Origin of the sequence: Paenibacillus sp. FSL K6-1230 (genome assembly GCF_038002385.1) — a bacterium.
In the GTDB taxonomy this organism is placed as follows: Bacteria; Bacillota; Bacilli; order Paenibacillales; family Paenibacillaceae; genus Paenibacillus; species Paenibacillus massiliensis.
This window is the reverse complement of the sequence record NZ_JBBOCK010000001.1, coordinates 888,869-914,901: the sequence shown is the minus strand read 5'-3', so window position 1 is coordinate 914,901 and position 26,033 is coordinate 888,869. Positions and strand designations below refer to the sequence as shown.

Sequence of the window (26,033 nt, the reverse complement as noted above, 5' to 3'; positions counted from 1 at the left end):
CATTCAACTTGAAATCAGGTTCGGTCAAGCTACCGAATTTCTAGAACTGCTTCTGCTCCTTGAGCTCGCCGATCTGCTGGCGCAATTCTTCATCCACTTCGTCATCCAGCAACGCTGCAACAGCCGACTTCAATTCTGCGCCCCAAGTGTCAGACTCCCAGGCTTCCAGAGCCATCAAAGCTGCACTCCGATTACTGGTAACGGGGCTGCGCAGCGCAGCGAGCAGCAAAGGTCGACCTGTGCCCGGAAGCTTATCCAGCCCTTGAACGATGATACCGAGGCAACGGTGAGGATCATATTCCTTGCTGAACCCCTGCTCCTCCCGTGGGCCTGAAGCAATCTGCTCCAGCGGAAGCTGCTGCTCTGCGAGCTTCACCATACGATGTATCCGTTCCGGCTGCTCCGTGGTCATGAGCTCGTAATACCACACCACCTCTGTTGGATAAAGCTGTGCCTGCGTGTACACCTCATCCCAGATATCCATCCCCAGTCGAGCTGCAGAGGAGAAGCAGTAATAAGGCGCAGGTGCGTTTGGCTCTCGCGACCTCAGCGTCTCTAGAATCACAGCAGGCCAGTCAGAACGGGAAATCATCGCCTCGCATGCCGTCAGCAAATGCTCTCTTAGCTCCAGCGTCCAGCCAGCCCTGTAGAGCTCTGCCCAGCGCTCATCCTTGTCATTGCTCAGGAAGCTTCCGATATTCAGCAGGACCGTCAGATGCTTGACCGTCTTGCAGCACCGCTCCGCATGTCGGACATATCCCGTCAGGGCCTGTGGACCATACTCATAGTCATAAATATCCTCGGCAGGCCCCCCACAGAGTAGGGCGTCGATGATATCTGTCGCTCCTTCATAGAGCTCGCTATCTATCTTCTCAGCACCAAGTGCTCTATGGAGCTCTCCCTTGCGTGCACATATACAGGCCAGATATTCATTCATAATCTGATTGACACAGCCATGTCGCAGCAGCCAATCCTTGATGCGCTGGTGTGTCGGCTCCAGTCGCTCCACAGCCTGTATTTTACCCCAGCCCTGCACAGCCTGTGCCAGCTCAAAAACAAGCTCATTCCCCTCTTCCAGTCCATTCAGTATCGCTACTACCGAATATAGAGTGAACTCATCATGTCGACCCAGCGTGAGCAGCAGCTCCTTGATCTCGGTATCCTCATGCTCAAACATTCCCAGCAGAGCAATGCCGAATTTGACCGCATTTCGATGGGCACCATGTCGCGCTAACCATTTAGCTTCCTCGAACAAAGACTCATATTGAATTCCGGGATACTGCCTCACTTCGTTTAATACAGTGTCTATGGCTCTGATTAGATCTTCCTTTATGAACAAAGCATATAATGCTTTACGGGTTGCCGCTCTAGGCCTGCGAGTGTGCTTGGCCAACATGCGTACTAGCTGACGCGTCTCTCCCATTACCGTATCCTGGCTTGCAAGATGTCTCATCATTCCGCTCAGTCCACCTGCTACCCAGCGTACAGAGCTGCCGGACCAGAACTCATCATCATCAGGTAGCGAGCCATTGATCTCCTCGCCTTGTTCACGTATATAGTCATAGATCGAGGTCTTCCCCTCCCACAATCCTGCAGTAAAATGCTCCAACAACATGCTACAATAGCCCCCCTCTTCCCCATACGTCCTGCAGTACCGAGTGGAACAGCTCATCCAGCTGCTGCTCGACATCTGCTTCAGATGGCGCCTTATGTATAACAGCTTGCTCATAATACTCCAGCTTTTGTTCAATAAATGCATGAATAGGCTCTATTCTTGGCCCGGTATCGAACTCCCTGCTCGCCTGTTTTTGTGCCAGTAGCTCACGAATAGCCCTTTCAAGCTCACTATTCTCAGGCACCAAGGTGCTGACCAGCTGCTCAAAGCGAATCGGCGGCACCGTGTTATGCTGTTCGATCCAGGCACAGGCTAACAGAGGACGGAGCACATACAAATACTTCTTAAGCTTGACCTGCTCTCCTTGCAGATAGCCACGGAAATTGCCTTTGGCCATGTGCAGGTAATGATACATGCTGGAACGTGGTGAAAATGTACGCCCCCCAAAGCTCCGCAGCTGATCCGCTGCAGACCCTTGCTTCATATATATGATGGGAGATTGCAGCCATTCAAGCAGGGCGGGATTACATTTACGCAGCAGCCTTAATGCTTTGAGCAGGTCCCATCCGTTCACGTCCAGCACATCATCAATAGGTCGTTCGATCACATCGCGCCTTTCGGTAATTGACAAGTACCAGGAGACAGGTCGAACATAAATAAAACGAACATCATAATCACTGTCCTTGGAGGGAAATCCCCATGCCCGACTCCCTGATTCACAGGCGTACAGAATACGAACCCCCTCTGTGGCTTCGATATCTGTTAATTCCTTCATAATGCGCTGTCTAATCTCTGACATGCGATTTCCCTCCTTTTAGTTGGTTCACTCGAGTTCATCTATCAAAATGCTTTTAATCGTCTATATGATCTATGGTCATGAGGTCCATCATTGCTCTTATTGTCACTCATTCAGCCCCCTGTGAACATGGCAAAAGTATTACGATTGAAGTTTTTTCCTGTTACAATAAAAAGATAAGCATCGAGACGAACGGAGGAACTCGTATGGCCAAGGAAAGCTTCGATAAGGAAATTCAGTATCTACGCATGCTCGTGCTGACCAGCGGGGCCTTCAATCGGCAGCAGTTCGCAGATCGACTGGGCATTTCGGTACATACCTTTGACAAGACCATCCGCCGGATCAAGGATATCGTTGGCTCACTGCACCCCGGACTCTCACAGGATCAGAGCATCGAGTTGGCGGAAGCGGTCAGGTATAGCAATTACGAATCCTCAGACCCGCTGCTGCTCTTCCTGTTCCGTGCCAAGTCGGTTCGTGAATCAGAGAGTCACCGAATATCCTTGCTGCTTGCAGCCATGAATGAGCAGGCATGGACCGCTATGGAGCTGCTGGACATCTGCTGTGCCAGCTTGCCGACGGATCTACCCCTACCGGACGAGAAGACGATTCGTTCCGATCTCAAATATCTGGAGAAGGTAGGCGTCATTCGCCGTGAACCCGGCCCCCGGCCTTACCGCTACTGCATAGATAATGAGCTGGTGCGCAGCCTGTCTGAGGATGAACTCCTCGATCTCTATGACTTCGTAGATGTCATGGCGAACACACAGGTCCCTTCCGTTCAAGGGTATCTGCTGCGTGATGGACTCAAGAAGCATATCCGGCGTCAGGATGACGATGAAGCAAGACTGGAGCATTTTATATATAAATATCATTATTACTCCAGAATTCTGGATGAAGCACATCTGTTCAATCTGCTACATGCTATGCGTCTGCGACGCAAGGTCCGATTCATCTATTTCTCACCCAAGTCTGACAAGAGCTATGCCTCCAGAAATACCAATCCGCTGTTCGAGAAGGATCAGGAAGGGCTCAAGAATACTGCTCTACCCTTGAAGATCGTCTACGACCATCAATACGGACGCTGGTATCTGCTGGCACATGGTCACAAGGGCATTCGTAAATTCCGAATGGAGGGGATTACCCAATTGGAGGAGGACGAGGCAGTTCCAGAGGAATGGTTCGCATCCAAATCCGAGGAGCTTGCCGAGAAGATGCGGTATAGCTGGCTGATCGATACAGGGCGGTCGGTGACAGTAAGGGCGCGCTTCTATAATCCCGGGTTCGGGGAATATAACTTCGTCAAGGAGCGGGTACTGCTGCAGGGGCAATGGGGTGAGATCATAGCGGAGGATGAGCAAGCCTTCATCTATGAAATTCAAGTGAACGGAACCACTGAAATCAAGCCGTGGCTTCGCAGCTTCGGTTCCAGCTGTGAGGTGCTTGAGCCTCTTCGGTTCCGACAGGAACTGATTGACGAATGGAAGGAGATCCAGTCCTACTATGAATCTGTTTGAGAAAATCTTCAATTATCAGCTCCTTACGCGGCTGGAGGATTCCGGTACCTTCATGGTAACGTCGCATGAACGCTCGTGGCTGAAGACGATGCTTGCGCATCCAGCGGCTTCCGAAGCATTTACAGAGGAGACCTTAGCCAAGCTGCATCGCATACTGGAAGCAGACCCGCCTATGGATGTTGAGGAGCATCTCATCCAGAAGGCTGGCAGCAAGGAGAAGCATGTCTATCATCCGCTCCTGCGTCCGCTACGCCGAATGATTGCGAACAGAACGGCCATGCGCATCCGCTGCCGACTCAAGGGCGGTCAGGTGACTCCAGACCAATGGGGCTTGCCTTATAAGCTGGAGTACTCCATGGTGAAGCGGGAGTGGTATGTGCTATGGTACCGGATGCGACACCGATCCTTAATGAGTACGCCGCTGCGCAATATTCTGCAGCTGGAGGAAGAGGCCGTAGAGGCTGATGCCGTTGATGGCATGCTGGAATCCATCACACGCCGTCAGGCAGCACGCCAGCGGGAAGCCGTGATCGAGGTCGTCCCGATGTATAATGAGGAGTTGTCCCGCATATTGCATGCCTTCTCCAGCTTCGAGAAGGACGTTCATTATGATGCAGAGCAGGACACCTATAGAGTTCATATCACCCATCCAGGTGACGAGGCCGAATACCTCCTCTCCAAGATTCGCTTTCTCGGCAAGCGAGTGCGGGTCATTACCGGAGATTACCTGAAACGACGCATGCTGGAGGCCTCGACGAAGGCACTGGAGCGTTATCAGCAAGCTTCGCCAGAGGAGGAGCTCTCCTCCTAATTAACGATTAGCACGGTTACGGCTGCTGGAACCATCACTTATGCTACCCTCACTACCGCCCTCATTCATTTGTCTGCTACCGCTTGAATTTGGCAGCCCGGGCACCTTCGGCATCTCATCTTCAATCTGTAGACTATTCATCGGCAATGGATTGTACATTTCTGGCGGGTGGCTCTGATCCGGTGAGTGACTCTGAACAGGTGAAGGATTCATCTCTAGACCGTCACTCATCCCAGGCCTACGCCAATGCTGCCCTCCCCCTGCATCCCTGCCAGGCCTTCCACCTCCGGGAAATCCCGTCCCTGGCCCCTCATGAACCAAGGGATAAGTGATCTGCTGGGCAGTAACAGCCTCGCAAGATACCAGCAGCACCAAGCAGCTCACGCTTAGTACGCATACATAAGCTATACGAGTCATTCCACTCATCTTACTCCCCCTTTCCCCAAGAATAGTCGGCCATAATCGAGCACTCTGGTTCGAAGTAGCCTGTACACATCCTTGAAGCCCATATACGACATCACCATTAGCAGCGGATACACCGGGTATAGGTAGCGGGATTTGATCTCCCACAGAATATAGAAACTAATGAAGCCTAGCACTACCAGCACGAGCGATACCTCTTCATAGCGCTTGGAACGGATGCTGCCAATCAGACGCACCAAATTAAAGCCATACATTAGCATATTCATCGTATATAGGCACCAGAGCACTATGGTGCGCGGCCAAGAATCCCCGGCGAACCACTTCGTTGCGAAGGTAGAGTAGCTGTAGCCACCCATGATCGAGACACGGCCACGATTCCCATCACCAAGATCATTACCAATACCGTAACGGTCGACCTGATAGGTCCCTTCCGTCCAGGTCCATACGATTTTTTTGAAATACATACTCAACAGTTCACCCGGACTTGCCGCAGCGAGCTTCTCAGCAATCCCTTCCTTGAACAGTTCCGCACTGACGGCCTTATCGTAGCCCGCCTCACGCTGGTAGATGCTATAGCTCTGCATATTATCCCAGAATCCGAAGCGCTCCAGATTGATTCCCATATGCAGCCACATCGAGACTGGCGCCGCATTGCTGCCCACTGGCTCATCAACTACACCTGTAGCCTGGAGTGCCGCATTTTGCATCCAGCCCGGAACGTTGAAGATCCCGGCCAGCAGCACAATAGCCATGAATCCCTTCCTCCAGCCAAGTACGCGCAGCTTCATGCCTATCGTCAGCAGCGCAGCGATAAGAAAGATTACTCCGATGCCTCGAAAATAGTTACCAAGAGCAATCAGTACAGAAGCTAACAAAATTGCAGTCCACGATGTCTGCTTCAAATAACGGATCAGGGCATATAACCCTGAGGTCAGACATGCGGTGGCAATGACATCGTTATAGATCAGATTGTTCATCAGTAAGGAAGGAAGATAGCAGGCTGCCAGCAGCAATATACCATAATCCCGCTCACCCTCCTTACCATATAGCTCCCTGTAGATCAGGTAGACCATTAGTGTTGTGATAAGGGAGAAGAGGATATTAAAGCTTTTCAGAATGAGATAGTTATCAGGGAACCACGACAACAAGGTCTTGATATATACCACCATTGAGAAGTTAAAGGGAAACATGTGCAAATACCCGCCAGGATCAAACGTAGAATAGTCATGGTCATAGAGCATGTCCAGCGCCAGAGATACCACCGTCTGTGAATCATCCGTAGGCAGGCGCGGGAACAGGAATATGAGCGCCACCTGCATGATTAAGGTACTGAGCAGAATACTCGGGATGACCACCTGTGAACGATAGCGGCTCAGCCTTTGCGCTGCCTGGTACAACAAGACACCCGCAACGAGCAGCAGCAAGACCAACGGAATATATATCCACAGACGCTGCCCTTGCAAAATGGGATTATCTCCGTATGCAGCATAATTATATTCCGCTCTGACGAACAGAGAGGCTCCCACGAACAATCCCATAAAACAGATCAGGATCATATATAACAGCTTAGGAATGAGCTTGAACAAACCGTTGACACCTCTTTCCTACCATGGAATGCACAATGTACGTACAAAAGAATTCGCAATGCACGCACACCTCCATCGGAATGAATTCGCTATGATTATACGAGTCCCAGCTTAAAACTAGCTGAATCCAGGCTTAAGGCCTGTTGCAGCTCTTCTAGCAAAAAAAGCCGTGACTCTCCCCCTTGGAGAATCACGACTTGAATTACGATTGGAGCTCGCTGATCATCTGCTTACAATCCTTGTTCAAAAGAACAGCAAGCTTAACAGTAGTCGACAGGGCTCCCCGCTTGCAGCCGCTATACACGCACATTTGACATAGTCCACGTATCAGGACTTGCTCTGATTCCGCTTTCCAATACCAAACACATAATAAGCAATGACGACAAGCGCCATGAACGAAGCACCCACGATGAGCGAGATTCGTGTATCCGGGTTGAAGCACATCCCGATAATGACCAGCACCAGGAAAATGATAATGATGTAGTTGCTGACCGGGAACCATTTGGACTTGAAATTATGGTCCGCCAGCTCCTTGCCCCACTGCTTACGGAATTTGAACTGGCTGATCGCCAGCGCGAACCATGGCATCATACCCGGCAAGACACTTGCACTATAAATATAAAGGAACAGCTTGGAGTCTGGGATCAGGTAGTTCAGCAATACCCCGATCAACAGCAAGGACAGTGTCACAAGGATACTGTTGCGCGGAACTCCGCCCTTGGACAGCTTTCCGAAAAACCCTGGAGCTTGTCCATTACCCGCGAGCGTATACAGCATACGTCCAGCACTATAGATACCGCTGTTACAGCCAGACATCGCTGCTGTCAGCACTACAAAGTTAATAATTCCCGCTGCTGCCAGAATTCCGACCTTGGCAAAGGTCAGTACGAACGGGCTTCCCGTCTGACCGACTTCGTTCCACGGATACAGCGTCACCATGACGAAGACGGCACCAACGTAGAAAATAAGAATGCGCCAGACGATATTCTTGATCGCTTTGCGCAATGTATATTTAGGATTTTCGGCCTCACCTGCCGTGATTCCGACCATCTCGACTCCCTGATAGGCGGCTGTCACCAGACAGAGTGCGAACAGGAAGCCCTTGAGCCCACCCGGGAAGAACCCGCCATGACTGTAGAGATTCGACAGACCGATGGGCTGCCAGCCATTGCCTAAGCCGAAGAAGATCAGACCCGTTCCGATGACGATCATGAACACGATCGCGATAATCTTGATGAGGGCGAACCAGAATTCGAACTCGCCATATAGCTTCACCGCAGCCAAATTGGCTGCCGCAATAATCAATACGCCCACCAGGGCTGGAATCCATTGCGGAATATCCGGATACCAGTAGCCGAAATAGATACCGATAGCCGTCACTTCGGCCATCCCCACGGTCACCCACAGGAACCAGTAGCTCCAGGCTGTCAGGAACCCGGCTAGTGGCCCAATGTACTTATGTGCGAAGGTCGCGAAGGAGCCTGTGACAGGCTCTTGTATGAGCATTTCTCCCATAATTCGCATCACGAAGAAAATAATAATCCCTGCCAGCATATAGGCCAACAATACGGATGGGCCTGCCCATTGGATCGCGCTTGCCGAGCCCATGAACAATCCGACTCCAATTGTGCCTCCCAGGGCAATCAGTTCAATGTGCCTGGGCTTTAATCCTCTCTTTAATTCTTTCGTTTCCAAACAAATTCCCCTTTTCTAATGTCCATCCTTCTATTAGAAGTCCCGCGTTAACGCGATGCAGAATTACTTCGCCAAATTTTACGCCAATGTGACAAGAAATACAATATAAAATGTAACATTATGCGGAATATTTTTCGCTGATTCGAATCTTGCTCTTGTATAAGATTCGCAACCGCCACGAACCTATACGTGTAGGATAAAAATCCCCAACATAAATAGAGCACAAGCATGATCACCCTGGATCGTTACTTGTGCTCCTTTGTACTCACTTATATTCCTTTTTGCTCTATGTCTAAGCTTCCAAATGTCCAATCATGCCCAAGTGGTAATTGTCTCTACAGGTAATCGGTAGGATGGATAGCCTTCTTTGCTCGCTTTGCCAATCGACAGCAGCATGACCGGCTGGAATCGCTCCTTGTCCAGGCCGAAGACCTCCGCAATTCGATCCTTGTCATACCCCGCCATAGGGTTGGTATCGTAGCCGTGGGCGCGAGCTACAAGCATCAGCTGCATCGAAACAAGACCAGAGTCCAGCATGTTAATGTCGCGCAAGGCGGATGCAGTCAGACTTGCATAATACGGCCTTGCCTGCTGCAATTGCATATCCTTGATGTCCTGCGGCATGTAGCCGAGTTCTACTGCTTTATTAAAAATTTCGTCCATGTATTCAATATTGTTAGCGTCGTAAAACACCGCAATAACAGCCGAAGATGTCATGACTTGTGTCTGATTGAAGGAAGCCAGTGGCGCTAGTTTTTCTTTACCTTCGGCGCTGTCAATTACAAGGAAACGCCAAGGTTGCATGTTAATAGCAGATGGAGCGCGGGAAGCTTCCGCCAGAATTTCGGTCATTTCCTCCCGACTGATTTTCACTTCGGGATCGTACACTTTAACGGAACGACGTTCCAGTACAATTTTGTTGAAGTTGTTTGTTTTGTGGTAGTTGCCTGTAAGGTTGCTCATGCAGGTTTCTCTCCTTTTCGGTTGAGTTTGGAAATGATGTTTCTTATGATTACTAGTAAGAGGGTAAACTATAAAGTATGCTTTATAGCAAGCGCTAAAAAACGGGGTGATGGTCATCAAAATCAGTGAAGTAGCCAAAAGTATTGATCTCCCGATTTCAACGATCCGTTATTATGAACAAATAGGCATTATCACGGATGAATATGTATTGAGGGATCAAAATAATTATCGGATTTATTCGTCAGACATCATTCATCATCTGAATGTTGTTAAAAATTGTTTGGCCGTTGGCTTTTCGATTCAGGAAATCAAATCCATGATCTCGAAAAACGGGATGTCCAAGGATGAGCAAGTAAGCCTGATACAATTAAAAATTGCCGAAATTGAAGCTACTCAACAGCAATTAAATGTCTCAAAGCAAAACCTGTATGACATTCTCAGTGCGGACGTTACTTGCGAAAAAGGGTTTGGGAAAATATGAATGAATACTTATCATTCTGCATTACACGGAGTACAATGATATGCTTCAGCATTCAACGAACGGGGAACGTTACTCATGAATAACAACAGCGGTAGACCAGACTAAGTGATCAAGTCTGGGTCTACCGCTGCTAACTTTAAGGTTCAGTCTAATCCTGTATTTTCGCCCAACATCTTGGTACTGCTTGCCGTTGCTTGCTGTGAGCAGCATTGCGGGGGTACCCGGTCAGCTAACCATACCTCATTGCCAGCATAATAAAAGGAGACTCCGCTCTCTTGCGCACACTGGGTATCCACTCTCAGAATTACCAGCTCTCCCCGGCGCTTCCCGGCCAGTGTCGCAAAGTGAGTCCCTTCTGACAGGTGCACATATTGACGTCCCATCGGCTTCAGGCCCTCCTTTTGAATCGAAGGAAGTGCATTCTGGTTCGTGCCATGATACAGCACCGCCGGGGGCTGGGTCGCTTCATAACGGATTTTGCCATGGCTATGGCCATATCTGGCCCGGATTCGGTCTTCTACAATCTCGAAGCGTTGCTTGTCAGAATTGCGCACGACCTGCTCGATATCCTCCTGACGGACCCATGACCATCCACGCTGCGTCTGGATCGCGCCCAGCAACACCTTGATCGGGCACGAGCCATCCTCGGGATCAAGGACTACGCCGAACTCCTCTGGCTTATGTCGTAGCAGCAGGCTCATCAGTTTGCTTAAGCTTTTTTCCTTTGCTTGATCTAGCATCGTATCACTTCCTAATGGGTGTATCTTCACCATCATAGAAGTATTGGAGAGCAGCATATGGCACGCTTCCCCAATACTTATTCTATGCTTTATTATTCCAGCTTCTTCTAGTATTCTAGCTTCTTCTATTATTCTAGCTTCTTCTATTATCCCAGCATCACGCATCCCCTACAAGCGTGGATCGATCTCCCGCTCCTGAGCCACCTCGAAGAGCAGATTGGCAGCAATATTCCGGTAGGCTTCATGCTCTGGTGTAATGTCGGACAGCGGCACCTCTAGGAGCTTCAGCCCAAGCTGGTATTCCTGCAGGGAGGAGCGCTGCTTCTGTGCTACATTTTTTTGCTTCAGCAGCTTGCGGTATTTATGAGGGAACCGATAGTCATAGCCATAAATGATGGATAGGTACTCCGGATTCCGCACCTTCATATATGGCACAGTCCGACCATTCCATTGCTCCGGCTTGATGACGACACCCTCCATATGCTTATCCATAGTTAGCTTCACAAAATACTGCTCTGCCTCCTCCAGCGCTGTCGGTGAAGTGAGATCAAGCAACAGTGACTCATCATCCGACAAAAAGCGATACATTTCACTGGTATTCCAGCTAGGTACCTCTTCCCTGCCATCCGTATAGATCAGCTTCAACAGCGCGAACGGCTTATATTCCGCTTCGGTATCCTGCGCATACAGCTCCAGCTGTCTGCTATAGGTCCGATAGGCCTCTTCATGGGTGGATAACGGTACATAGGTCTCTTTAATCTGGTGAATATACTTGTAGTTCTGGTATACGTTTGCCCCGTATTTGTCACTTAGTGCTGCCTTGGAGCTATGATATTGATCCTGCTCGAAGCCGCTCGCTTCATATTCGGCGATCAGCTGATGACAGGCTTCCTCAAAGCCGTTCTGCTGTAGGAACGACAGCTCTGTCCCTAGCGCAGCCTCAATCGGCTTGAACTGTCTGTTAATCAGCCCCTCACCAAGAGCACTCCACGGCAGCAGCTCTCCGTCCAGCAGCAGTATGTCAACAGCTTGCTCCTGCATATATCCGCCGAATTTCAACAGCAGCTGGTCATAAATATCGGACATCCCTGCATAATTCACCTTATAGCCGTTACGGCTAACGGTGAAGCACTGCTCCTTGTCCCGGTACAAGTAGACGTTACATCTCGACCCCATATATTTGGGCTGCAATACCACCTGCCGAACATCACGCTGCCTGAAATACTCCAGGCCACGCTGCAAGGATTCCAGCTCATTCGTCTCTTCATTCTTGTCTGCCGGGGACATCGTACCTGAGATGTAGTTGATCTTATGGCGTGAGCTATACCGAAGGCGACGAAGCTCTTCCTCACCCAAATCCTGTACCGATACCTTACGCTCCTCCTGAAATACGACCGGCAGCTCCTTAGAGATCACGGCTTGACTGGCCTTTCTGGATTTCAGAAACGGTCTGAACGAGATGCTGACCGAGCTCAGCAGATTGCCATGTACACTACCTGTGTCGATATGCAGCTTATTGCGGATACGAAAGCTACGCTTGGCGGCGATATGTCCGAATACATGATACGGGTGGTTCTTGACAGCTTCCTCCTGCAAAAAGGCAAGCTGCCCCTCCAGCGGCTCCTCCCGATCTATGCGGAAATTCCGCTGATGTCGGGCCGAATTCGCATCCAGTTTCCCTATATACTTGTTCCGGCAGGGGGCATGTGTGACATAGAAGGAGGGCCCGGACACACCTACATAACGATAGAACGGCTTCGATATCGACACCAAATACTGAAATTTGGCCAACAGCTCAGCATCCTTAAGCAGTACTTGAGTAGATTCGAAATACGAATGAATCAGCTCCTGGTCCACTCCCTGAACTTCACCCCGAATGTACTTATCCACAAAGTTCTCATGGTTGCCAAGCACCAGATAGAAGTGCTCACGATTTTCGTACAGGAACTCAATGATCTCCTTGGTGCGTTTTCCTTTATCGATCCAGTCCCCTACCAGCACCAGCTTCGTATCCTTCAATGACTCAGACACTACCAGCTTGCCGGCCTCGGACTTGCCTTCACTAAACTTATAGCCGTAATCCAGTAGCAGTCCCTTCAGATCGTCCACGCATTCATGGACGTCTCCTATGATGATGTACTTCTGCTCCTGTGGCAGCACGGTCGCCAAATACTGCTCCATATCTTCAATGACGAAGGTATATTCAGGATTCGCCCTGCATTCCTCCATCAGATAGAAATCCTTTGCCCGCACTCGATGGATTTTGCCATATTTCTCCCGGCCCAATGAACCGAGGACCTCTCTTCTCAGCCGATTCATATGATTGGTAATCAATCGCTTAGAGCGCTCGGACGCGTAATAATCACTTCGCTGACGATAATCGAACACGATGACTTCAAGATTGTAGTTATTCTGGTGAGCGATCTCCTTGACCTTGGCCCGAAAATCCTCGGACAGCCCTGTCGTATCCACGATTGCGAACTCGGCATTGATCGGAAAAGACGTTGCCAGCTTCAGCCGCTCGAACAGCAGCTGGAAGGCCTGCTCGCTTGCCTCCAGCATCACTTGATCATACTTGTCATAGTCATAGCCCAGGATCTCTTGCCGAATCTGGTCCGAGGACAGATATTGGATGTTGGCCCGAATATTTCGATCAGCATCCGCGAAACGCAGCCCCGGAATCAGCACCTCCTTGGCAAAAGTCGTCTTGCCGCATTCGGTAGAGCCGATGAGCATGAAGATGGTGTGCATCTTTGTACGAATTTCCATCATCAGGCCTCCTTTCTCTGAAGTATGACACCTTGTGTCGTTGTAATCTGATTGACGCAGTCTCCGATCGCAACAAACTCACCCTGAACATCGAGATTACCAATGATGCCAATCATCCATTGACGAAAGGCCGCCTCTCCCAGCTCCCACTTGTGATCATCGTGCCGGAAGCCGCTTAGCTCGTAGTATCGATTAAAGTCCGCATTGGGCGTCGTAATGATGAAGCGGTCGAAGTCCACTTTGGCACAGATCTGACGGATCAGCTGCTCCGCCTCCTCCAGACTCATATGCTCAATCACCTCGGTGAGGATTACATCGACCCGCTCTCCGCTATAGCTCTCCAGGAACTGGTCAATCGAACTGCAGGTCACGATATTCTCTAGTTCACGAGCCTCTGCTTTGCGCTTCACCTTCTCCAGTAGCTCTTCATTGATGTCGATGGCATAGTAGCTGTCCTCGATCTTCCCGGCAAAGCTCAGCGCGTAGAAGCCTTCTCCACACCCGACGTCCACAATGGCCTTATCGAAGGGCAGCACATTTCCGATGTATTGCCTGCGTTGAAGCCCAGTACCCCCATAGGCGAATTGAATATCATACTTGTCTGTTCGTTCCAGCTCAGCCTTGTACCTCCGAAAACGATCCCGAGAAGATAAGAAGTTGCGTACGAACAGACTGCGGATATAGAAGGGTGCATCCATGACGTGAATGCTCTTGATATATTTACTGAGTATGCTATCCGAGATATCTATGAATTCCTTGCCGAATATAGACAGGAACAAGCACAAGACACTGACGGTATGTAGCAGCTCATACATGCTCTTCTTGGTCTTTACGGTCAAGGAGTAGCTTTTGTGCGCGAGATGTGTGAGCTCGAAGGTGAAATCCAGCAAATGCTTCTCGAAAAAGTGAATATAGCGCTCCAGTTCAACATGAATCATATTGATGTGAAAGGTATGCTCGTAGCCCTCCGTATCGGCTTCGCCTTGTACCTTGAGCGGTGCCGAGAAGAACTCGCTAATCGCATTGAGTGGAAATAATGGTGTGTTATAGCGGGAGACATTCAAATATTCGAAGCTCTCCTGCTCATGCTGCTTATATGAGATTTCATTGTCTGCATCCTTGAAATATACATTGAACGTCTGTGCATCTGTGTACCAGCCGTACGCCATGCCCTTGCGAACCGAGCGCAGTAGCATACCGGAGTTCGGATTTTTTTTGATCAAAAATGAGAACTGCGGATTGGTGGATGTCACTTGAATAATGGCCATCTTGAATTTCTCCCATCCTATTCGTAAGGTTAGCTGTGCTGTCGCTCCACTAGATAGAACTTGGCTGCTGCTTGCCTGATAATAATAATCTTGGTGACTGTATTGCCTTTATTCTACTTACACGTCCCCCTGCGGAACAGGGTAAAAGTATTACGAAAACTTATAGTACCTTGACCCGATCAAATATGAGTGTAGAGCCGCTGCAAGCGGGGAGCCCCGTCGACCTCTGTTAAGCTTGCTGTTCTTTTGAACGATGATAACTAGCAGATGAACAGCAAGCTTAAAGGCGGCCACTCCGTTTCTCTAGGGCTTCCCCGCTTTCCGCTAACCGCTATCTCTCCAGACCATTCAACATGAAATCTGATTCGGTCAAGGTACTAGAATGAAAGTTGACATAACAAAAGGGGCTGTCCCATAAGTAGATATTCTACTGGCCTGTTGTCTTCTCAAAAGCTTAAACGTCAACAGAGCAACGATTCTCCCATTATTGGAGAATCGCTGCTCTGTGTTTTTGGTTATTTGCAGCTTGCTTCAATAGATTATGGGCGAGCGAAAGCCAGCCGACCTCCTCTTCTACCGCTTCAATGTCAGCAAACAGGTCGTGTACCTTTTCCTGCAGTTTGGCTTTGTGTTTACTGACTGCATTGCCCCATACAAAACGTATAACGGTTAGCATTAGCCTCGATTTTGGTTCCGTCCACAAAGTACTGCTCTAAAGAAACGTATTTTTCGTCAGCCAGAAACTGAACCACGGCGGTAAATACGACTTCGAGAATACTCTGCATCCGCTGGGAACGGAAGCGGTTCAAGGTACGAAAGTCTGGCCGCTGTCGTCCAGCCAGCCACATGAAGAGGATGTTCTCCCGCTTGAACAGTGGAGAGGACGGACTGATTGTGGAAAAGCGGCAGCGGTCGCCTTTGTCCCCGGATTTTCACCGCTTAGGAGAATAAATTAAATCTGGGGACAACAGCGATTGTAACAACGGTCCGTTCACGGAGCGTCCGCCCCAAAAGCCTACGTATATCCTACGTAAAACAAGGCTGACCCAAGCAGCCATTTCATGGCTTTTGAGACAGCCCGTTTTTGGGGTAAGCGTTGGCGGAGAAATATCAACCAACACCACACATTGCGATGATAGAGCGACGGTCGAAGCAGAACGCATGTTATTTGGAAAATAGCTGCTCCGCATCGTCCAGCGCCATGCTTTGACCAAGGGAAGAGTAATCCAGCCATTTCTGACCGTCCAGAATGTAGACATGCTTGTCCTTCACGGCCTTCAGGTTCTGCCAGACCGCATTCTGCTCCAATTCCTCGAACTTGGATTTGGCCTCATTGCCTTTACTGATAATGACAAAGATAGCATCCGCATTGAAATCAGGAAGCACTTCCTTCGAGATTACCTGATACGGCTCATCCGCCGAAATATTCTCTACGCCATCCGCCATCTTCAGCTTCAGATCGTCGAACATAATCGGTCCGAGCGGACGCTTGGTTCCCATGACCCGAAGTTCCTTGGCCGTCATACGAATCGTCATGACCTTGGCGTCTTCCCCCAGCTTGCTATGAATCAATTGGCTCACACGCTCGGCCTTGGCATCATAATCCGCGATGTACTGTTCCGCCTTCTCCTCCAGTCCTACGTGCTTCGCAACCTGCTGCAGGTGATCGCGCCACGTCCCATTGTCCATATCAACTACAATGGTCGGTGCAATCTTCTGGAACTTGTCCAGATCCTTCTCCGAGTAGACCTTGTCGATATAGATGACGTCCGGCTGCAAGCCCAGTACCGCTTCCATATCAGGGTCTGTTACAACACCCAGCTTCTCTACTCCCTGCAGTTGATCTGCTACATGGGGCAAGAAGTCCTTCACATCGCCCCCTACAACGGACCCCGCAGGCTTAATGCCCAGGGCCAGCAGATTGTTCGTAATATGAATGGACATGGACGCGATTTTGGCATTGGGATCGTGTACGAGATTCTCAGTGCCCCCGCCGGTAGTGTTCGTATCGGAGCTGTCAGCAGTCCCCGATGGTTGAGTAGCCTGCGTCGCTGAGCCGGATGGTTGGCCACAAGCCGCCAGCAGTCCGATCAGCAGAATGGACATAAGTAATAGGGAAATCTTCTTCATGTTGTTCATTACCTCCAGATGTCATGTTATTCCTAAGTAAATAATAGTAGCTTGTACACACATGGCACTTTTGAAAATAGGAATCTATGCTGCCTTGGACTTGAATAAAAGGTACAAGAAATAGGGACCACCGATGAGCGCCACGACGACTCCCGCAGGAATGGCGTTTGGCCGAAAAATCCACCTGCCGATCGTATCCGCCGCTACTAGCACGACTAACCCGATCATGGCCGCTATCGGCAGAAAATATCGATGCCGTGGCCCGACCAGTCGCTTGGCGATATGCGGTGCGATCAGGCCGATGAAGCCAATTCCCCCCGTCATGGACACACTGGCACAGGACAGGGCAACGGCCATCGACAGCAGCAACAGCCTTTCCCGATTCACCGGATTCCCCAAGCTGTAGGAGATCTCATCGCCGAGAGCGAACAGATCCAGCAGCTTCGCACGGTAATAGATCAACGGGACCAGCACAGCAACCCAAGGCAGCAGGGACCACACATGCACCCAGTCTCTTCCCCAGATGCTCCCTGCCAGCCAACGGGCTGCAAACGCATAGGTATCCGGATCGAGCCTCAGTGACAATAGCAGTGTCAAGGCGCTGAAGCCCGCTGCTACCGCGATACCAACGAGGATGAGTCGAATGGGGATGATGCCCTTATGCCGCTCATAGGCGAACAAGAAGATGATCACCGCACAGACCGCGCCGCCCATGAACGTGAATATCGGAATGAGCAAGGCTGCTGGGCCCTCCATCGTGCGAAAAAATGAAACAAATACAATTAATCCGAGAGCAGCCCCATTATTAATCCCAAGGATGCCAGGGTCAGCAAGTGCATTGCGTGTCGCACCCTGAAAGACCGAACCTGCGATCCCGAGCCCAATCCCGGCCAGCACGGTGACCAGAATACGTGGCATACGGTATTCAAACAAGATCATCTGCTCGGTTGGGGAGCCTCCTCCGAGCAGGGTTCTCCACACCTCCAGAGGCGATAATGCAATCGTTCCGGTGTTGAGGCCGATGAGAATAGCGCCTATCGCCGCAACACAGCAAATGGCACCAATGAGCAGCACCCTGCGTTTCTTGTGCTGAGCCAGCTGATATGGATTCATGCTCATAGCTCCCTCCTTTCTTTGCGGGAAAGATACAGGAAGAAGGGTACACCGACCATAGCTACCATGGCACCAATAGCGAACTCTCGGGGTGGGCTTACCATACGGGAAGCAAAGTCAGCCAGCACAAGCAGGATTCCGCCAAGCAAGGCTGAGAAAGGAATCAGCACACGGTAGTCCACGCCTATGAGCCTCCGGGCAATGTGTGGGACGACCAGCCCCACAAAGGCAATCGAGCCAGCTACAGATACTGAGGCTCCTGCTAGTATCACGGCAGCGGTCAATCCCAGTAGTCTGACGCGGTTCACATGTACACCCAGATTGACTGCTGATTCATCCCCAAGCGACATGAAGGTGACCGAGCGACCCATCAGAATGGACCACAGAATGGTCACTGCGACAATGGGGGTGAACCAGCGTAGCTGCTCCCAGGTTACGCCAGCCACTCCTCCTGCATACCAGAAGGCAAGATCCTGGCTGAGTTCAAAATAGATCGCCACCCCTGTACTTAATGCATGCAGAATCGCAGCCACCACGGAGCCTGCAATCGTCAGCCGCAGTGTCGTCATCCCTCCAGGCTGGGAGAAGCCCAGCAGTACAATGAACACGGTTGTCAGAGCCGCACCCGCGAAGGAGAACAGAATGAGTCCTCCATAGGATAAGCCGGGCAGGAAAGCAAAACATAAAGCGACCGCAAAAGCTGAACCGGCGTTGACTCCCAGAATACCGCTATCGGCTAATGGGTTACGGGTGACTCCCTGCATTAGAGCCCCTGCTACGGCAAAAGCCATGCCGCTGAATACAGCGCCCAGTACACGCGGCAACCTGAGCTCATGTATGATCTGATGGGCACTGATCGCTTCGTTGTAGTGAAACACCGCTGCCCATACCGTACTCAGATTTAATTCCTTCGCACCAAAGGAGATGGCCATGAACATCGTTATCAGCAATCCTGCCATGGCAGCCATGAACCACATGCAGGTCATCCATCGTTTGGTCTTTTTCATCATATTGGGGAGCTGCATGCCTCCTTTTCACGAATTGAACATGATAATCATTATCATATAAAATTATTATAATTGGAACGCTCTATTATTCCATGACAATTTTGTAGATTCGGCTTTGGACTATTTTTAGATGAGCATATACACAAATCACACAAATAGGGTCATTTCGTTTATTCCCTCGAACTGGGAGACTGACACAGCAGCTGTGACGCTTCCTCCAGCTGTTGTTTGATCACAAATGGAGCATACACGAGCCACTTGTCCCACTTCAGAAAATAGACTCGTCCATGCCTGACCGCCGGATGTCCGCGCCAGTAAGGATTGCTGTGCTGCCACTCCAATACTCGCTGCTTATCTTGTTCTGTCTCTATTGCGACGAATAGATAGTCAGCCTCATAGTGCCTAATGTCATCCGCAGTCATTGCAATCCAGTTGAAATGCGAACCAGCCGGGTGCTTGTCAAGCTGCTGCTGAATGCGAACAGGGGGCTGCATCTGTAAAGAGCGATAAAATACGTGACCGAAATTTCGCGCACCATACATTCGAAGCTCATGCTCACGGCAGACACAGATCGCAACGGTGCCAGAGCCTGCCCTTGAGCGCACTTTTTTGCGAAGCTGCTCTGCTCTGGCTTCATGATGCTCCATCCATATCTTCGCCTGCTGCTCCCGATCTACAAGACTCGCAATGCTCATCAAGTGGCTGTACACGTCCGCACTGGTCCATGGGATAGCAATGATGGGAGCAATATCGTTAATATGCTCCTTCGCTTTGTCCAGCACATTGTCCTTACACACGATCAGGTCCGGCTTCATAGCTAGAAAATCCTCTCGGCTGATATTCCATGGATCAGAGGCATGCTCCGGCAGGTTCAGACTCTGGGTAACCAGGGGCATATGACTGTGCATCTGGGCAGCCATCGGCTTCAGGCCAAGTGTAAACAGATGATCTGTGTAAGCCGATGATAACGAGACTAGATTCAAATGCTTCTTCTGCGGAAAAATACTGGGAGAGTACCCACTGGTCTCTTTAAATCGTCTGCTAAAATAAAACTCATCTCTGTAACCGACCTTCGCTGCAATATTTTGAACGGAATGATCCGTCTGCAGCAGCATCTCTTTGGCCTTATTCATTCGTAGCTGGGTTAAATAAGCCACTGGCGTCTTACCATAAGAACGCTTGAACACCTGAGAGTAATAGGACGGATGGAGCTGTGCCAGCTCTGCAAGCTTCTCGATGCGCACATCCTCGCGGTAATACTCATGCATGTAATCAACGGTTGCCCTGAGCCGCTGCTCCATATCCTTCCACTCACGCGACTCTGCCGCTCTTAGCAGCTCTTCCAGCAAATCATGCAAATGCTGCGGAACTATATACGGATTCAGGCTCTCGTAACCAGACTTGGCTGAACTCAGCACATGCAGTAGCCTTCTGAAGCGACTTCCTCCCATGGGAAGCTGTCCCTCCACAGGAAAGCTATGATCTCGATGATAGTGTTGTGTCTTTTCTGTGCTCTCCATTAATCTATAAATATCGAACGATATCCAGTACACCTCGATCTTGGCATTCACAGAACCAATGAGGTGTACGCCCGTATCGGGAACATATAGATGCAAAGACTCGCGCTCCAGACTTCGTGTCATCCCGTGAACGGTTAGTTCGGCTTTCCCGCGAACATACAGCAACAGATGGTGCTTCAAAGGTCGTCCATCAGCCCAGTCGGGAGTTCCCTTCGCCTGATCAATCTCCTCAATCTCCAACCTGGCTTTTTTCAAAAAGTTATTATTTTGTAGCGGTATCTGCATGTCGGTGCAGCCCCCTTACGAACCATCTCTCAGCCTATGTATAGAAGCCAACCGCCGTATCCGAAGAAAACACTACCCTAGGGTAGTGTTTATGGACCAATATGTGTAATTCATCACCATAAGCTCAAAATGACAGTTGCCCACTGATAATCAATATCAATTATACGATCGCAACTTCAGGAAGTCTATAGGGATCAATGACTTTTGCTTATTGCGCTAATTCCTGCTTAATCAGGTCATAACCCTGCTGCTCCTTGTCTACTGCATTTTCCTTAAAATGATCTTCGAAATACTCCTTGGCAGGATACTTGGTGATCTCCCCACCGTTCTCTACCAGATAGTACAGAGTATACGCGAAATCACCCGCATTACTGGTGTTCAGCTCAATCTGCATGGGGGCATTAACTCGTGCCGTCTGCTTATATTCCGCCTCCATTTCCTTCAAATATCCCTCCATCGTTGTCTCTGCTCTAGCCTGATCTGCATCATTCTTGATCTCAGCAATAGCCTTCTTCATGCCTTGAATCAGCGGACTATCCTCTGGATGTCTAATCAAAGTCATGTCCACCTCTACGTCTGCATCAATGAATGTGGCTGTACCCTGCTTCTGTTCATTGCTGAATGCAATCGTGAAGTTCTCCAATTTGTTAATATCGCTATTGTATATAGACGAATACAAATCTTGAATATCCTTAAATATAGTCTTGGCCTGCTCAGCCGATAGACTGGTGGCGTTGTTGGTGATCTGCTCATTCAAGGCTTGCTGCACATTCAAGGCTTGCTGCCCATTTGACTCCTGTGGCTCATTCGCTTGTGGCTTGTCATTGCCTCCGTCCATACAGCCGCTTAGCAGGGCGCCAGCACATAATACGGCCATAAATACAGTGACATACCTCTTGGATTGCTTCACATAAATCTCCTCTTTCGGTGTCAATTTTGATGTCTGTGATATGCTGAGCAGAAAGCACAAAACCCTGAGACATTTGTCTAGGGTTTCATGCTTTCCCACATTAACCACTTATATATTAGTTAGGCATGTAAAATTCCGCTTTTTCGCCCGCATAGACAACATTCGTTTTTTTGACTTTTACGTTGGAATGCTCGGTATACTTGATCACACTGCCGTCCCCGTAGGTCACCAGCGCCACATGGCTTGTATCGGTTCTGGATAGAATGCTTCCGGCATTAACCTTGTTTTGCTTGGTTTGCTTGTAAAAGTACCCCTTATCGACCATATACGGAACTACGCCGCCATTATTGTAGTAGCCTGTCCGCATCCAGTTCTCCCCTGCATAAGAGCCTGCTTTGGGACTAGGATACCATTTGCCGGCCTTGTCCACGGGGAATCCGCCAGCCCGCAGGGCCTTGGATACAAAGTTAGCACAATCGCTTCCCATATTGTTCGCTTTGGAGAATTCCGGCTCATCCAGACCATGGTCGAGAGCGTAGTCCCTTGCTGCAATCCGATCATAGCTGACGGCCGCCTTCATCACCTGGCTAAGCTGATTCGTACTTGAAATCGCACTTTGGATGGACTGTCTTCCTAGCTCGCTAGCAGAGGATTCATCCAGCGTCTCTGCTGGCTTGACAGGTGTGAGAATCGCCTCCTCCTCCGTAATATCCGCACGATGGAACAGCTCATAGGAACTATTTTCGTCAATCGAGGACAGGCTGTTCGTGTTAAGCTCGTTGCCGCTATCCAGTTGGATTCTATAGAGGAACGCTGAAGGTGAAGGCGTATTATAATAAGGCTCCACCTCTTGCAGGAAATTGTCTATTTCAAGTTGAGCAAGCTCCCTCTCGCTATCCTCTGTTACTTCGGCAAGGGCTGCTTCCATCCCTTGAACATAAGGGCTATCGGCCGGATGTCTCGTCAAGGTCATATCAGCGTCTACATTCAGATCTATGTAGATCATATGGTCCTCCACGACGGGTGCTTCGAATGTTGCAGAGAAATTATCAAGCTTGTACACGCTTCCATACTTGGCCTGCAATTGCTCCTTGATATCCGCAAGGATTCTTTCCTGCTGCTCCAAAGTCAAGCTGCTACTGATCACCTCTGTTTGTTCTACTGCCGGGGCCACTGCACGGTCCAGAAGCTCGTTACCGCCTTGCGCCGACGCAACTGGATGAAAAGCCACCAGCATCGTGGAAGCTACAGCAAGTGCTATTATTTGCTTTTTCACAATGAAGAACCTCCTCTTTGAGAATAGGGAATGCAAGATGGGACTGACGCTCTACATGCTCTAATACGCCCGAACAGAAAGCTCGTAAGGCTCATATCCACCACCCGTGTTCGAAACAACCCGTACAAGATAGGTCTGATCTTTGCTGGCAGGAGTAAAGGTGCTCAGGACCCTCCAATTATTCGAGGAAGAAGTCTGTCCCGTAGCTACTAACTTGTTACTGGCATCGTAGATCTTGACAGTCATTCCTACCTTGTCCTCATCCAACAGCCAGTATCGGATCGTGCTTCCATGGCTTACCTCATAATCAAAGGTAGTTTCGGTCTCTCCTTCATAATCCAGATAAGAGCTCTCATCGAAATACTCCTTCTGAATCGTTATATCGCCGATCCCGGAAGTACTTCTCAGTTCCTGCATCGAGAGCGGGCTACTGGCCTCAGAGGCAAAGCCAGCAGTTGGAACCAGCAACAGTGTGGTTACAGCACTCAACAAGATCAAACATTTCTTGTTCATTCCTAACACCCTCCAATAGTAAAATTTTAAAATAATTACAATAATATGAATTACACTTCTCATAAATATAAGACGTAGAAGACCCCGATTTACAACACCTTGGATAACAAATATGTAAAAATATTCATCCGTTATTACTAGAGCTCTTGTTTGCTGAGGTTACAGGGTGCTGTATACTCGTCCTCTCCCTCTCACAACACACCTTATATAGCAGTCTCCTTCGAGCTCGGGTTAAATAGGTCTGGATATTGCGAGATGGTATATTCATGAGCTGCGCCATCTCTTGATCCTTGAGCTCTAATTGATATTTGTACGCTAGCAATTGCTGATCTCTTGCCGACAGTTCTTCCAGGGCCCTACCAAGCTCTTCATAGCTTTCCTTGTCTACACAGCTTTCCTCCGGTGTGGCTTCAGAGGCAGCCAACAGCTCAGCCATATTCTCTACTCCTGCGATATTCCGCTGCTTATCGCGGATATGTCTGCGAATGAAGTCTACACATACGCTCTTGATCGTATGTGAGATATAGGATGTTCTTCTAGAGACATCAAGTGAACGCAGAATAGAGGCCTTGGGCAACAATTTCATAAATCCATCATGGATAAGATCTTCAACGATATACACATCCTTCACAAAGGATTGTGCCTTTTTTCTCATATAAGGATAGTATTGCTGATACAATTCCGTCATAAAAAGCTGATCCTCCATACGAGCTCTAGCAAAAATGGATAGAACAATCATGTTACCCCTCCATTTTAGAAGATTTGGTTTCTTCTCAGTGGATTTTATGGAATATTATGTTTCTATTTATACCATAATGGAAAAATGTTTTAATTTCAATCCATATGTAAATATTTATAAAAATACCAAAAGAGCCGTAATCTCTTACAGCTCTTCTGTGGTGTCCCCATATGGTATATCACTGCTTTTTCACTGCTATTTTCTCAAATGTATAGCTACACCCTAGCTACTTCCATCTATCATAGGTCGCAGCTGCAGATCTGAGGTGAAGAACAGCTTGTATATCAATACGCTGAGGAGAATGCTGGTTACAGCAGCAGCGCAGGTGAAGGAGAATACAATCAGAATCTGATACCGTACGGCAATCACTGGATCGGCTCCAGCAATGATCATCCCTGTCATCATCCCGGGAAGCTGGACTAATCCCACGGTCTTCATCCCGTCAATTGTCGGAATCATGCTGAATTTTACAGCACGTTTTCGGACCCCCTGCAGGGCTTGCTGAGCCGTTGCCCCTAGTGACAGTAACGTCTCAATCTCTCCCTTGCTCTGCTGAATCTGGCTCTTGAGATGGTTAATAAACAGGCCCGAGACAATCATGGAGCTACCGATGGTCATGCCGCTAATGGGAATGATGTACTGGGGCGTCGGGTCAATAATACCAAGTCCTAATAGAATACTCATCATAAGCACCTCACTCACCGTTATGGCCAGTGCGATCCGCCAGACGATACCGTGCAAGCCCTTACCCCGCTTGGCAGCATTCCAGGAGGCAACGCAGATCATGAAGATGACAATAAGCACGACATACGCAAGATGGTCGGTCTGGAAAATAAACTGTAGCACGTAGCCGACTGCCAGCAGTTGTATCGCTGAGCGCAATGTACCCACCGCAATGTCCTTCTCCAGGCCAAGCCGCTGCCACACAGAGACTAGCATGGTGCCCACAATGAACAGCAGCGTGAAGCTGAGGGATAGTAGACTCATGAGATGCCCTCGCTGTCTGCGAACTCCAGAACTTTCCGCGCCAATGCTTCAGGGGGATGATGAACCAGTTCGTGGCTAGGCTGCTCCATTAGCATTCCCTGATTCAGAAACCATGCGGTACTACTAATTCGTCCAGCCTGCTCCAGATCATGTGTAACCCATATGTAGGAGGTACCTTCCGTGGTATACCAATACTGCAGAAGCTCTTCAATCTTTTGCGTGCTGCTTACGTCGAGTGAGGCTGTAATCTCATCCAATAACAGGATTTCCGGACGCAACAAGAGCGAACGAATCAAGGAAATACGCTGCTTCTCTCCTCCAGAGCAATCGTCGGCACGCTTGTCAAGGTCCATTTCCTCCAGACCACAACGGTCCAACAGCTGACGCACAAGCTTAACTTCGTACGTCGTTCCGTGCAATCGGCTGACCGTCTTGAGATTGTCCTCTACACTGCCTGGCAGCATAATAGCCTGTTGGGCCACATAACACACTTTCTGGCGCCACTGCCGTGGGTGCATACTAGTGCAGGAGTGGCCTTTCAGCAATAGCTCTCCTCCATCAGCAGGCTCCAGCAGAGCCAGCATCCTTAGCAGTGTACTCTTGCCCTGACCGGATGCTCCCACCAGGGCAATTTGATCCGGCTGAGTGATCGCAGTCGACAGATCTGAGACGATATAGCGATCAGCTACCTCCTCTCCTCCCTTTTTCCAATGTCGCTTGCGTAGATGACGTATTTCAAATAAAGGGTGCAATGCCTTTCCTCCCTTGACCCGAAAATAGAAATGATTCGCCGACCTATTATACCACGATCATTGAAGGGTGCTTTTTTCAAAAATATCAGCGAAATCCTCTGTATGTATCAAGGTTCTTCTATCTATACAAAGGACCT

22 protein-coding genes and 1 pseudogene are annotated in these 26,033 nt (G+C 49.4%); 3 read left to right on the top strand and 20 right to left on the bottom strand.

Features of this window, described 5'->3' with window-relative positions; all coding sequences use genetic code 11:
* Positions 1 to 40: 40 nt before the first annotated feature.
* Positions 41 to 1,615, bottom strand: coding sequence for a limonene hydroxylase (locus tag MKX74_RS04000; RefSeq protein ID WP_341177579.1), 1,575 nt, complete (start codon positions 1,613 to 1,615; stop codon positions 41 to 43).
* A 1-nt stretch (position 1,616) separates the two neighbouring features.
* Positions 1,617 to 2,414 (bottom strand): nucleotidyltransferase domain-containing protein, encoded by a 798-nt coding sequence (locus tag MKX74_RS03995; RefSeq protein WP_341177578.1) that lies wholly within the window; start codon positions 2,412 to 2,414, stop codon positions 1,617 to 1,619.
* Positions 2,415 to 2,617: 203 nt separating this feature from the next.
* Between MKX74_RS03995 and MKX74_RS03990 the strand changes: the two genes are divergently transcribed.
* Together MKX74_RS03990 and MKX74_RS03985 are read left to right on the top strand one after the other, a co-directional pair.
* Positions 2,618 to 3,928, top strand: a complete 1,311-nt coding sequence (locus tag MKX74_RS03990; protein WP_341177577.1) for a helix-turn-helix transcriptional regulator — start codon at positions 2,618 to 2,620, stop codon at positions 3,926 to 3,928.
* Positions 3,915 to 4,739 (top strand): WYL domain-containing protein, encoded by an 825-nt coding sequence (locus tag MKX74_RS03985; RefSeq protein ID WP_341177576.1) that lies wholly within the window; start codon positions 3,915 to 3,917, stop codon positions 4,737 to 4,739. The genes MKX74_RS03990 and MKX74_RS03985 overlap by 14 nt, the downstream gene beginning before the upstream one ends.
* On the opposite strand, the gene MKX74_RS03980 is transcribed toward MKX74_RS03985, so the two are convergent.
* From MKX74_RS03980 to MKX74_RS03965, 4 genes are all read right to left on the bottom strand, one after another.
* Complete coding sequence (locus tag MKX74_RS03980) at positions 4,740 to 5,165, bottom strand: hypothetical protein (RefSeq protein ID WP_341177575.1); 426 nt, start codon at positions 5,163 to 5,165, stop codon at positions 4,740 to 4,742.
* Positions 5,162 to 6,748 carry an ArnT family glycosyltransferase gene (locus MKX74_RS03975; protein WP_341177574.1) on the bottom strand — a complete coding sequence of 529 codons (1,587 nt, stop codon included), beginning with the start codon at positions 6,746 to 6,748 and terminating at the stop codon, positions 5,162 to 5,164. Before MKX74_RS03975 ends, MKX74_RS03980 begins: the two co-directional genes overlap by 4 nt.
* Positions 6,749 to 7,075: 327 nt before the next feature.
* A complete protein-coding gene (locus MKX74_RS03970; protein ID WP_018885298.1) occupies positions 7,076 to 8,443 on the bottom strand; it encodes an amino acid permease in 1,368 nt (455 codons plus the stop codon).
* A gap of 312 nt (positions 8,444 to 8,755) precedes the next feature.
* A complete protein-coding gene (locus tag MKX74_RS03965; RefSeq protein ID WP_025677615.1) occupies positions 8,756 to 9,406 on the bottom strand; it encodes a nitroreductase family protein in 651 nt (216 codons plus the stop codon).
* 109 nt (positions 9,407 to 9,515) lie between these two features.
* Here MKX74_RS03965 and MKX74_RS03960 point away from each other — a divergent pair, with 109 nt between their 5' ends.
* The gene (locus MKX74_RS03960; protein ID WP_018885300.1) at positions 9,516 to 9,887 is read left to right on the top strand and encodes a helix-turn-helix domain-containing protein; all 372 of its coding nucleotides are present in this window, start codon (positions 9,516 to 9,518) and stop codon (positions 9,885 to 9,887) included.
* A gap of 143 nt (positions 9,888 to 10,030) precedes the next feature.
* On the opposite strand, the gene MKX74_RS03955 is transcribed toward MKX74_RS03960, so the two are convergent.
* From MKX74_RS03955 to MKX74_RS03890, 14 genes and pseudogenes are all read right to left on the bottom strand, one after another.
* The gene (locus tag MKX74_RS03955; protein WP_341177573.1) at positions 10,031 to 10,627 is read right to left on the bottom strand and encodes an RNA 2'-phosphotransferase; all 597 of its coding nucleotides are present in this window, start codon (positions 10,625 to 10,627) and stop codon (positions 10,031 to 10,033) included.
* Between the two features lie 168 nt (positions 10,628 to 10,795).
* On the bottom strand, positions 10,796 to 13,396 hold the full coding sequence (locus MKX74_RS03950) for a metallophosphoesterase (protein ID WP_341177572.1): 2,601 nt from the start codon (positions 13,394 to 13,396) through the stop codon (positions 10,796 to 10,798).
* A gap of 2 nt (positions 13,397 to 13,398) precedes the next feature.
* Positions 13,399 to 14,664, bottom strand: a complete 1,266-nt coding sequence (locus MKX74_RS03945) for a class I SAM-dependent methyltransferase (RefSeq protein WP_341177571.1) — start codon at positions 14,662 to 14,664, stop codon at positions 13,399 to 13,401.
* Between the two features lie 565 nt (positions 14,665 to 15,229).
* Positions 15,230 to 15,530 (bottom strand): annotated as a pseudogene (locus MKX74_RS03940) (transposase); the annotation flags it as partial.
* 298 nt (positions 15,531 to 15,828) lie between these two features.
* Entirely contained in the window at positions 15,829 to 16,794 is a 966-nt protein-coding gene (locus MKX74_RS03935) for an ABC transporter substrate-binding protein (protein WP_341177569.1), read from the bottom strand.
* 84 nt (positions 16,795 to 16,878) lie between these two features.
* Positions 16,879 to 17,913, bottom strand: a complete 1,035-nt coding sequence (locus MKX74_RS03930) for a FecCD family ABC transporter permease (RefSeq protein WP_018885306.1) — start codon at positions 17,911 to 17,913, stop codon at positions 16,879 to 16,881.
* Complete coding sequence (locus tag MKX74_RS03925; RefSeq protein ID WP_233426193.1) at positions 17,910 to 18,917, bottom strand: FecCD family ABC transporter permease; 1,008 nt, start codon at positions 18,915 to 18,917, stop codon at positions 17,910 to 17,912. The genes MKX74_RS03930 and MKX74_RS03925 overlap by 4 nt, the downstream gene beginning before the upstream one ends.
* Before the next feature lie 167 nt (positions 18,918 to 19,084).
* The gene (locus MKX74_RS03920; RefSeq protein WP_341177568.1) at positions 19,085 to 20,689 is read right to left on the bottom strand and encodes a helix-turn-helix domain-containing protein; all 1,605 of its coding nucleotides are present in this window, start codon (positions 20,687 to 20,689) and stop codon (positions 19,085 to 19,087) included.
* A gap of 238 nt (positions 20,690 to 20,927) precedes the next feature.
* Positions 20,928 to 21,629: a hypothetical protein gene (locus tag MKX74_RS03915; RefSeq protein WP_341177567.1), complete on the bottom strand. Its 702-nt coding sequence runs from the start codon at positions 21,627 to 21,629 to the stop codon at positions 20,928 to 20,930.
* Between the two features lie 115 nt (positions 21,630 to 21,744).
* Entirely contained in the window at positions 21,745 to 22,905 is a 1,161-nt protein-coding gene (locus MKX74_RS03910) for an amidase domain-containing protein (RefSeq protein WP_341177566.1), read from the bottom strand.
* A 60-nt stretch (positions 22,906 to 22,965) separates the two neighbouring features.
* Positions 22,966 to 23,418: a hypothetical protein gene (locus MKX74_RS03905; protein WP_341177565.1), complete on the bottom strand. Its 453-nt coding sequence runs from the start codon at positions 23,416 to 23,418 to the stop codon at positions 22,966 to 22,968.
* Positions 23,419 to 23,542: 124 nt separating this feature from the next.
* On the bottom strand, positions 23,543 to 24,157 hold the full coding sequence (locus MKX74_RS03900; RefSeq protein ID WP_341177564.1) for an RNA polymerase sigma factor: 615 nt from the start codon (positions 24,155 to 24,157) through the stop codon (positions 23,543 to 23,545).
* A gap of 222 nt (positions 24,158 to 24,379) precedes the next feature.
* Positions 24,380 to 25,144 carry an ABC transporter permease gene (locus tag MKX74_RS03895; RefSeq protein WP_341177563.1) on the bottom strand — a complete coding sequence of 255 codons (765 nt, stop codon included), beginning with the start codon at positions 25,142 to 25,144 and terminating at the stop codon, positions 24,380 to 24,382.
* The gene (locus tag MKX74_RS03890) at positions 25,141 to 25,896 is read right to left on the bottom strand and encodes an ABC transporter ATP-binding protein (RefSeq protein ID WP_341177562.1); all 756 of its coding nucleotides are present in this window, start codon (positions 25,894 to 25,896) and stop codon (positions 25,141 to 25,143) included. Before MKX74_RS03890 ends, MKX74_RS03895 begins: the two co-directional genes overlap by 4 nt.
* Positions 25,897 to 26,033: the final 137 nt, after the last annotated feature.

Coding starts and splice junctions, on each gene's coding strand:
- MKX74_RS04000 (WP_341177579.1), bottom strand. CDS start 1,615: ATGTTGTTGGAGCATTTTACTGCAGGATTGTGGGAGGGGAAGACCTCG.
- MKX74_RS03995 (WP_341177578.1), bottom strand. CDS start 2,414: ATGTCAGAGATTAGACAGCGCATTATGAAGGAATTAACAGATATCGAA.
- MKX74_RS03990 (WP_341177577.1), top strand. CDS start 2,618: ATGGCCAAGGAAAGCTTCGATAAGGAAATTCAGTATCTACGCATGCTC.
- MKX74_RS03985 (WP_341177576.1), top strand. CDS start 3,915: ATGAATCTGTTTGAGAAAATCTTCAATTATCAGCTCCTTACGCGGCTG.
- MKX74_RS03980 (WP_341177575.1), bottom strand. CDS start 5,165: ATGAGTGGAATGACTCGTATAGCTTATGTATGCGTACTAAGCGTGAGC.
- MKX74_RS03965 (WP_025677615.1), bottom strand. CDS start 9,406: ATGAGCAACCTTACAGGCAACTACCACAAAACAAACAACTTCAACAAA.
- MKX74_RS03960 (WP_018885300.1), top strand. CDS start 9,516: ATGGTCATCAAAATCAGTGAAGTAGCCAAAAGTATTGATCTCCCGATT.
- MKX74_RS03955 (WP_341177573.1), bottom strand. CDS start 10,627: ATGCTAGATCAAGCAAAGGAAAAAAGCTTAAGCAAACTGATGAGCCTG.
- MKX74_RS03950 (WP_341177572.1), bottom strand. CDS start 13,396: ATGGAAATTCGTACAAAGATGCACACCATCTTCATGCTCATCGGCTCT.
- MKX74_RS03945 (WP_341177571.1), bottom strand. CDS start 14,664: ATGGCCATTATTCAAGTGACATCCACCAATCCGCAGTTCTCATTTTTG.
- MKX74_RS03935 (WP_341177569.1), bottom strand. CDS start 16,794: ATGAAGAAGATTTCCCTATTACTTATGTCCATTCTGCTGATCGGACTG.
- MKX74_RS03930 (WP_018885306.1), bottom strand. CDS start 17,913: ATGAGCATGAATCCATATCAGCTGGCTCAGCACAAGAAACGCAGGGTG.
- MKX74_RS03925 (WP_233426193.1), bottom strand. CDS start 18,917: ATGATGAAAAAGACCAAACGATGGATGACCTGCATGTGGTTCATGGCT.
- MKX74_RS03905 (WP_341177565.1), bottom strand. CDS start 23,418: ATGAACAAGAAATGTTTGATCTTGTTGAGTGCTGTAACCACACTGTTG.
- MKX74_RS03900 (WP_341177564.1), bottom strand. CDS start 24,157: ATGATTGTTCTATCCATTTTTGCTAGAGCTCGTATGGAGGATCAGCTT.
- MKX74_RS03895 (WP_341177563.1), bottom strand. CDS start 25,144: ATGAGTCTACTATCCCTCAGCTTCACGCTGCTGTTCATTGTGGGCACC.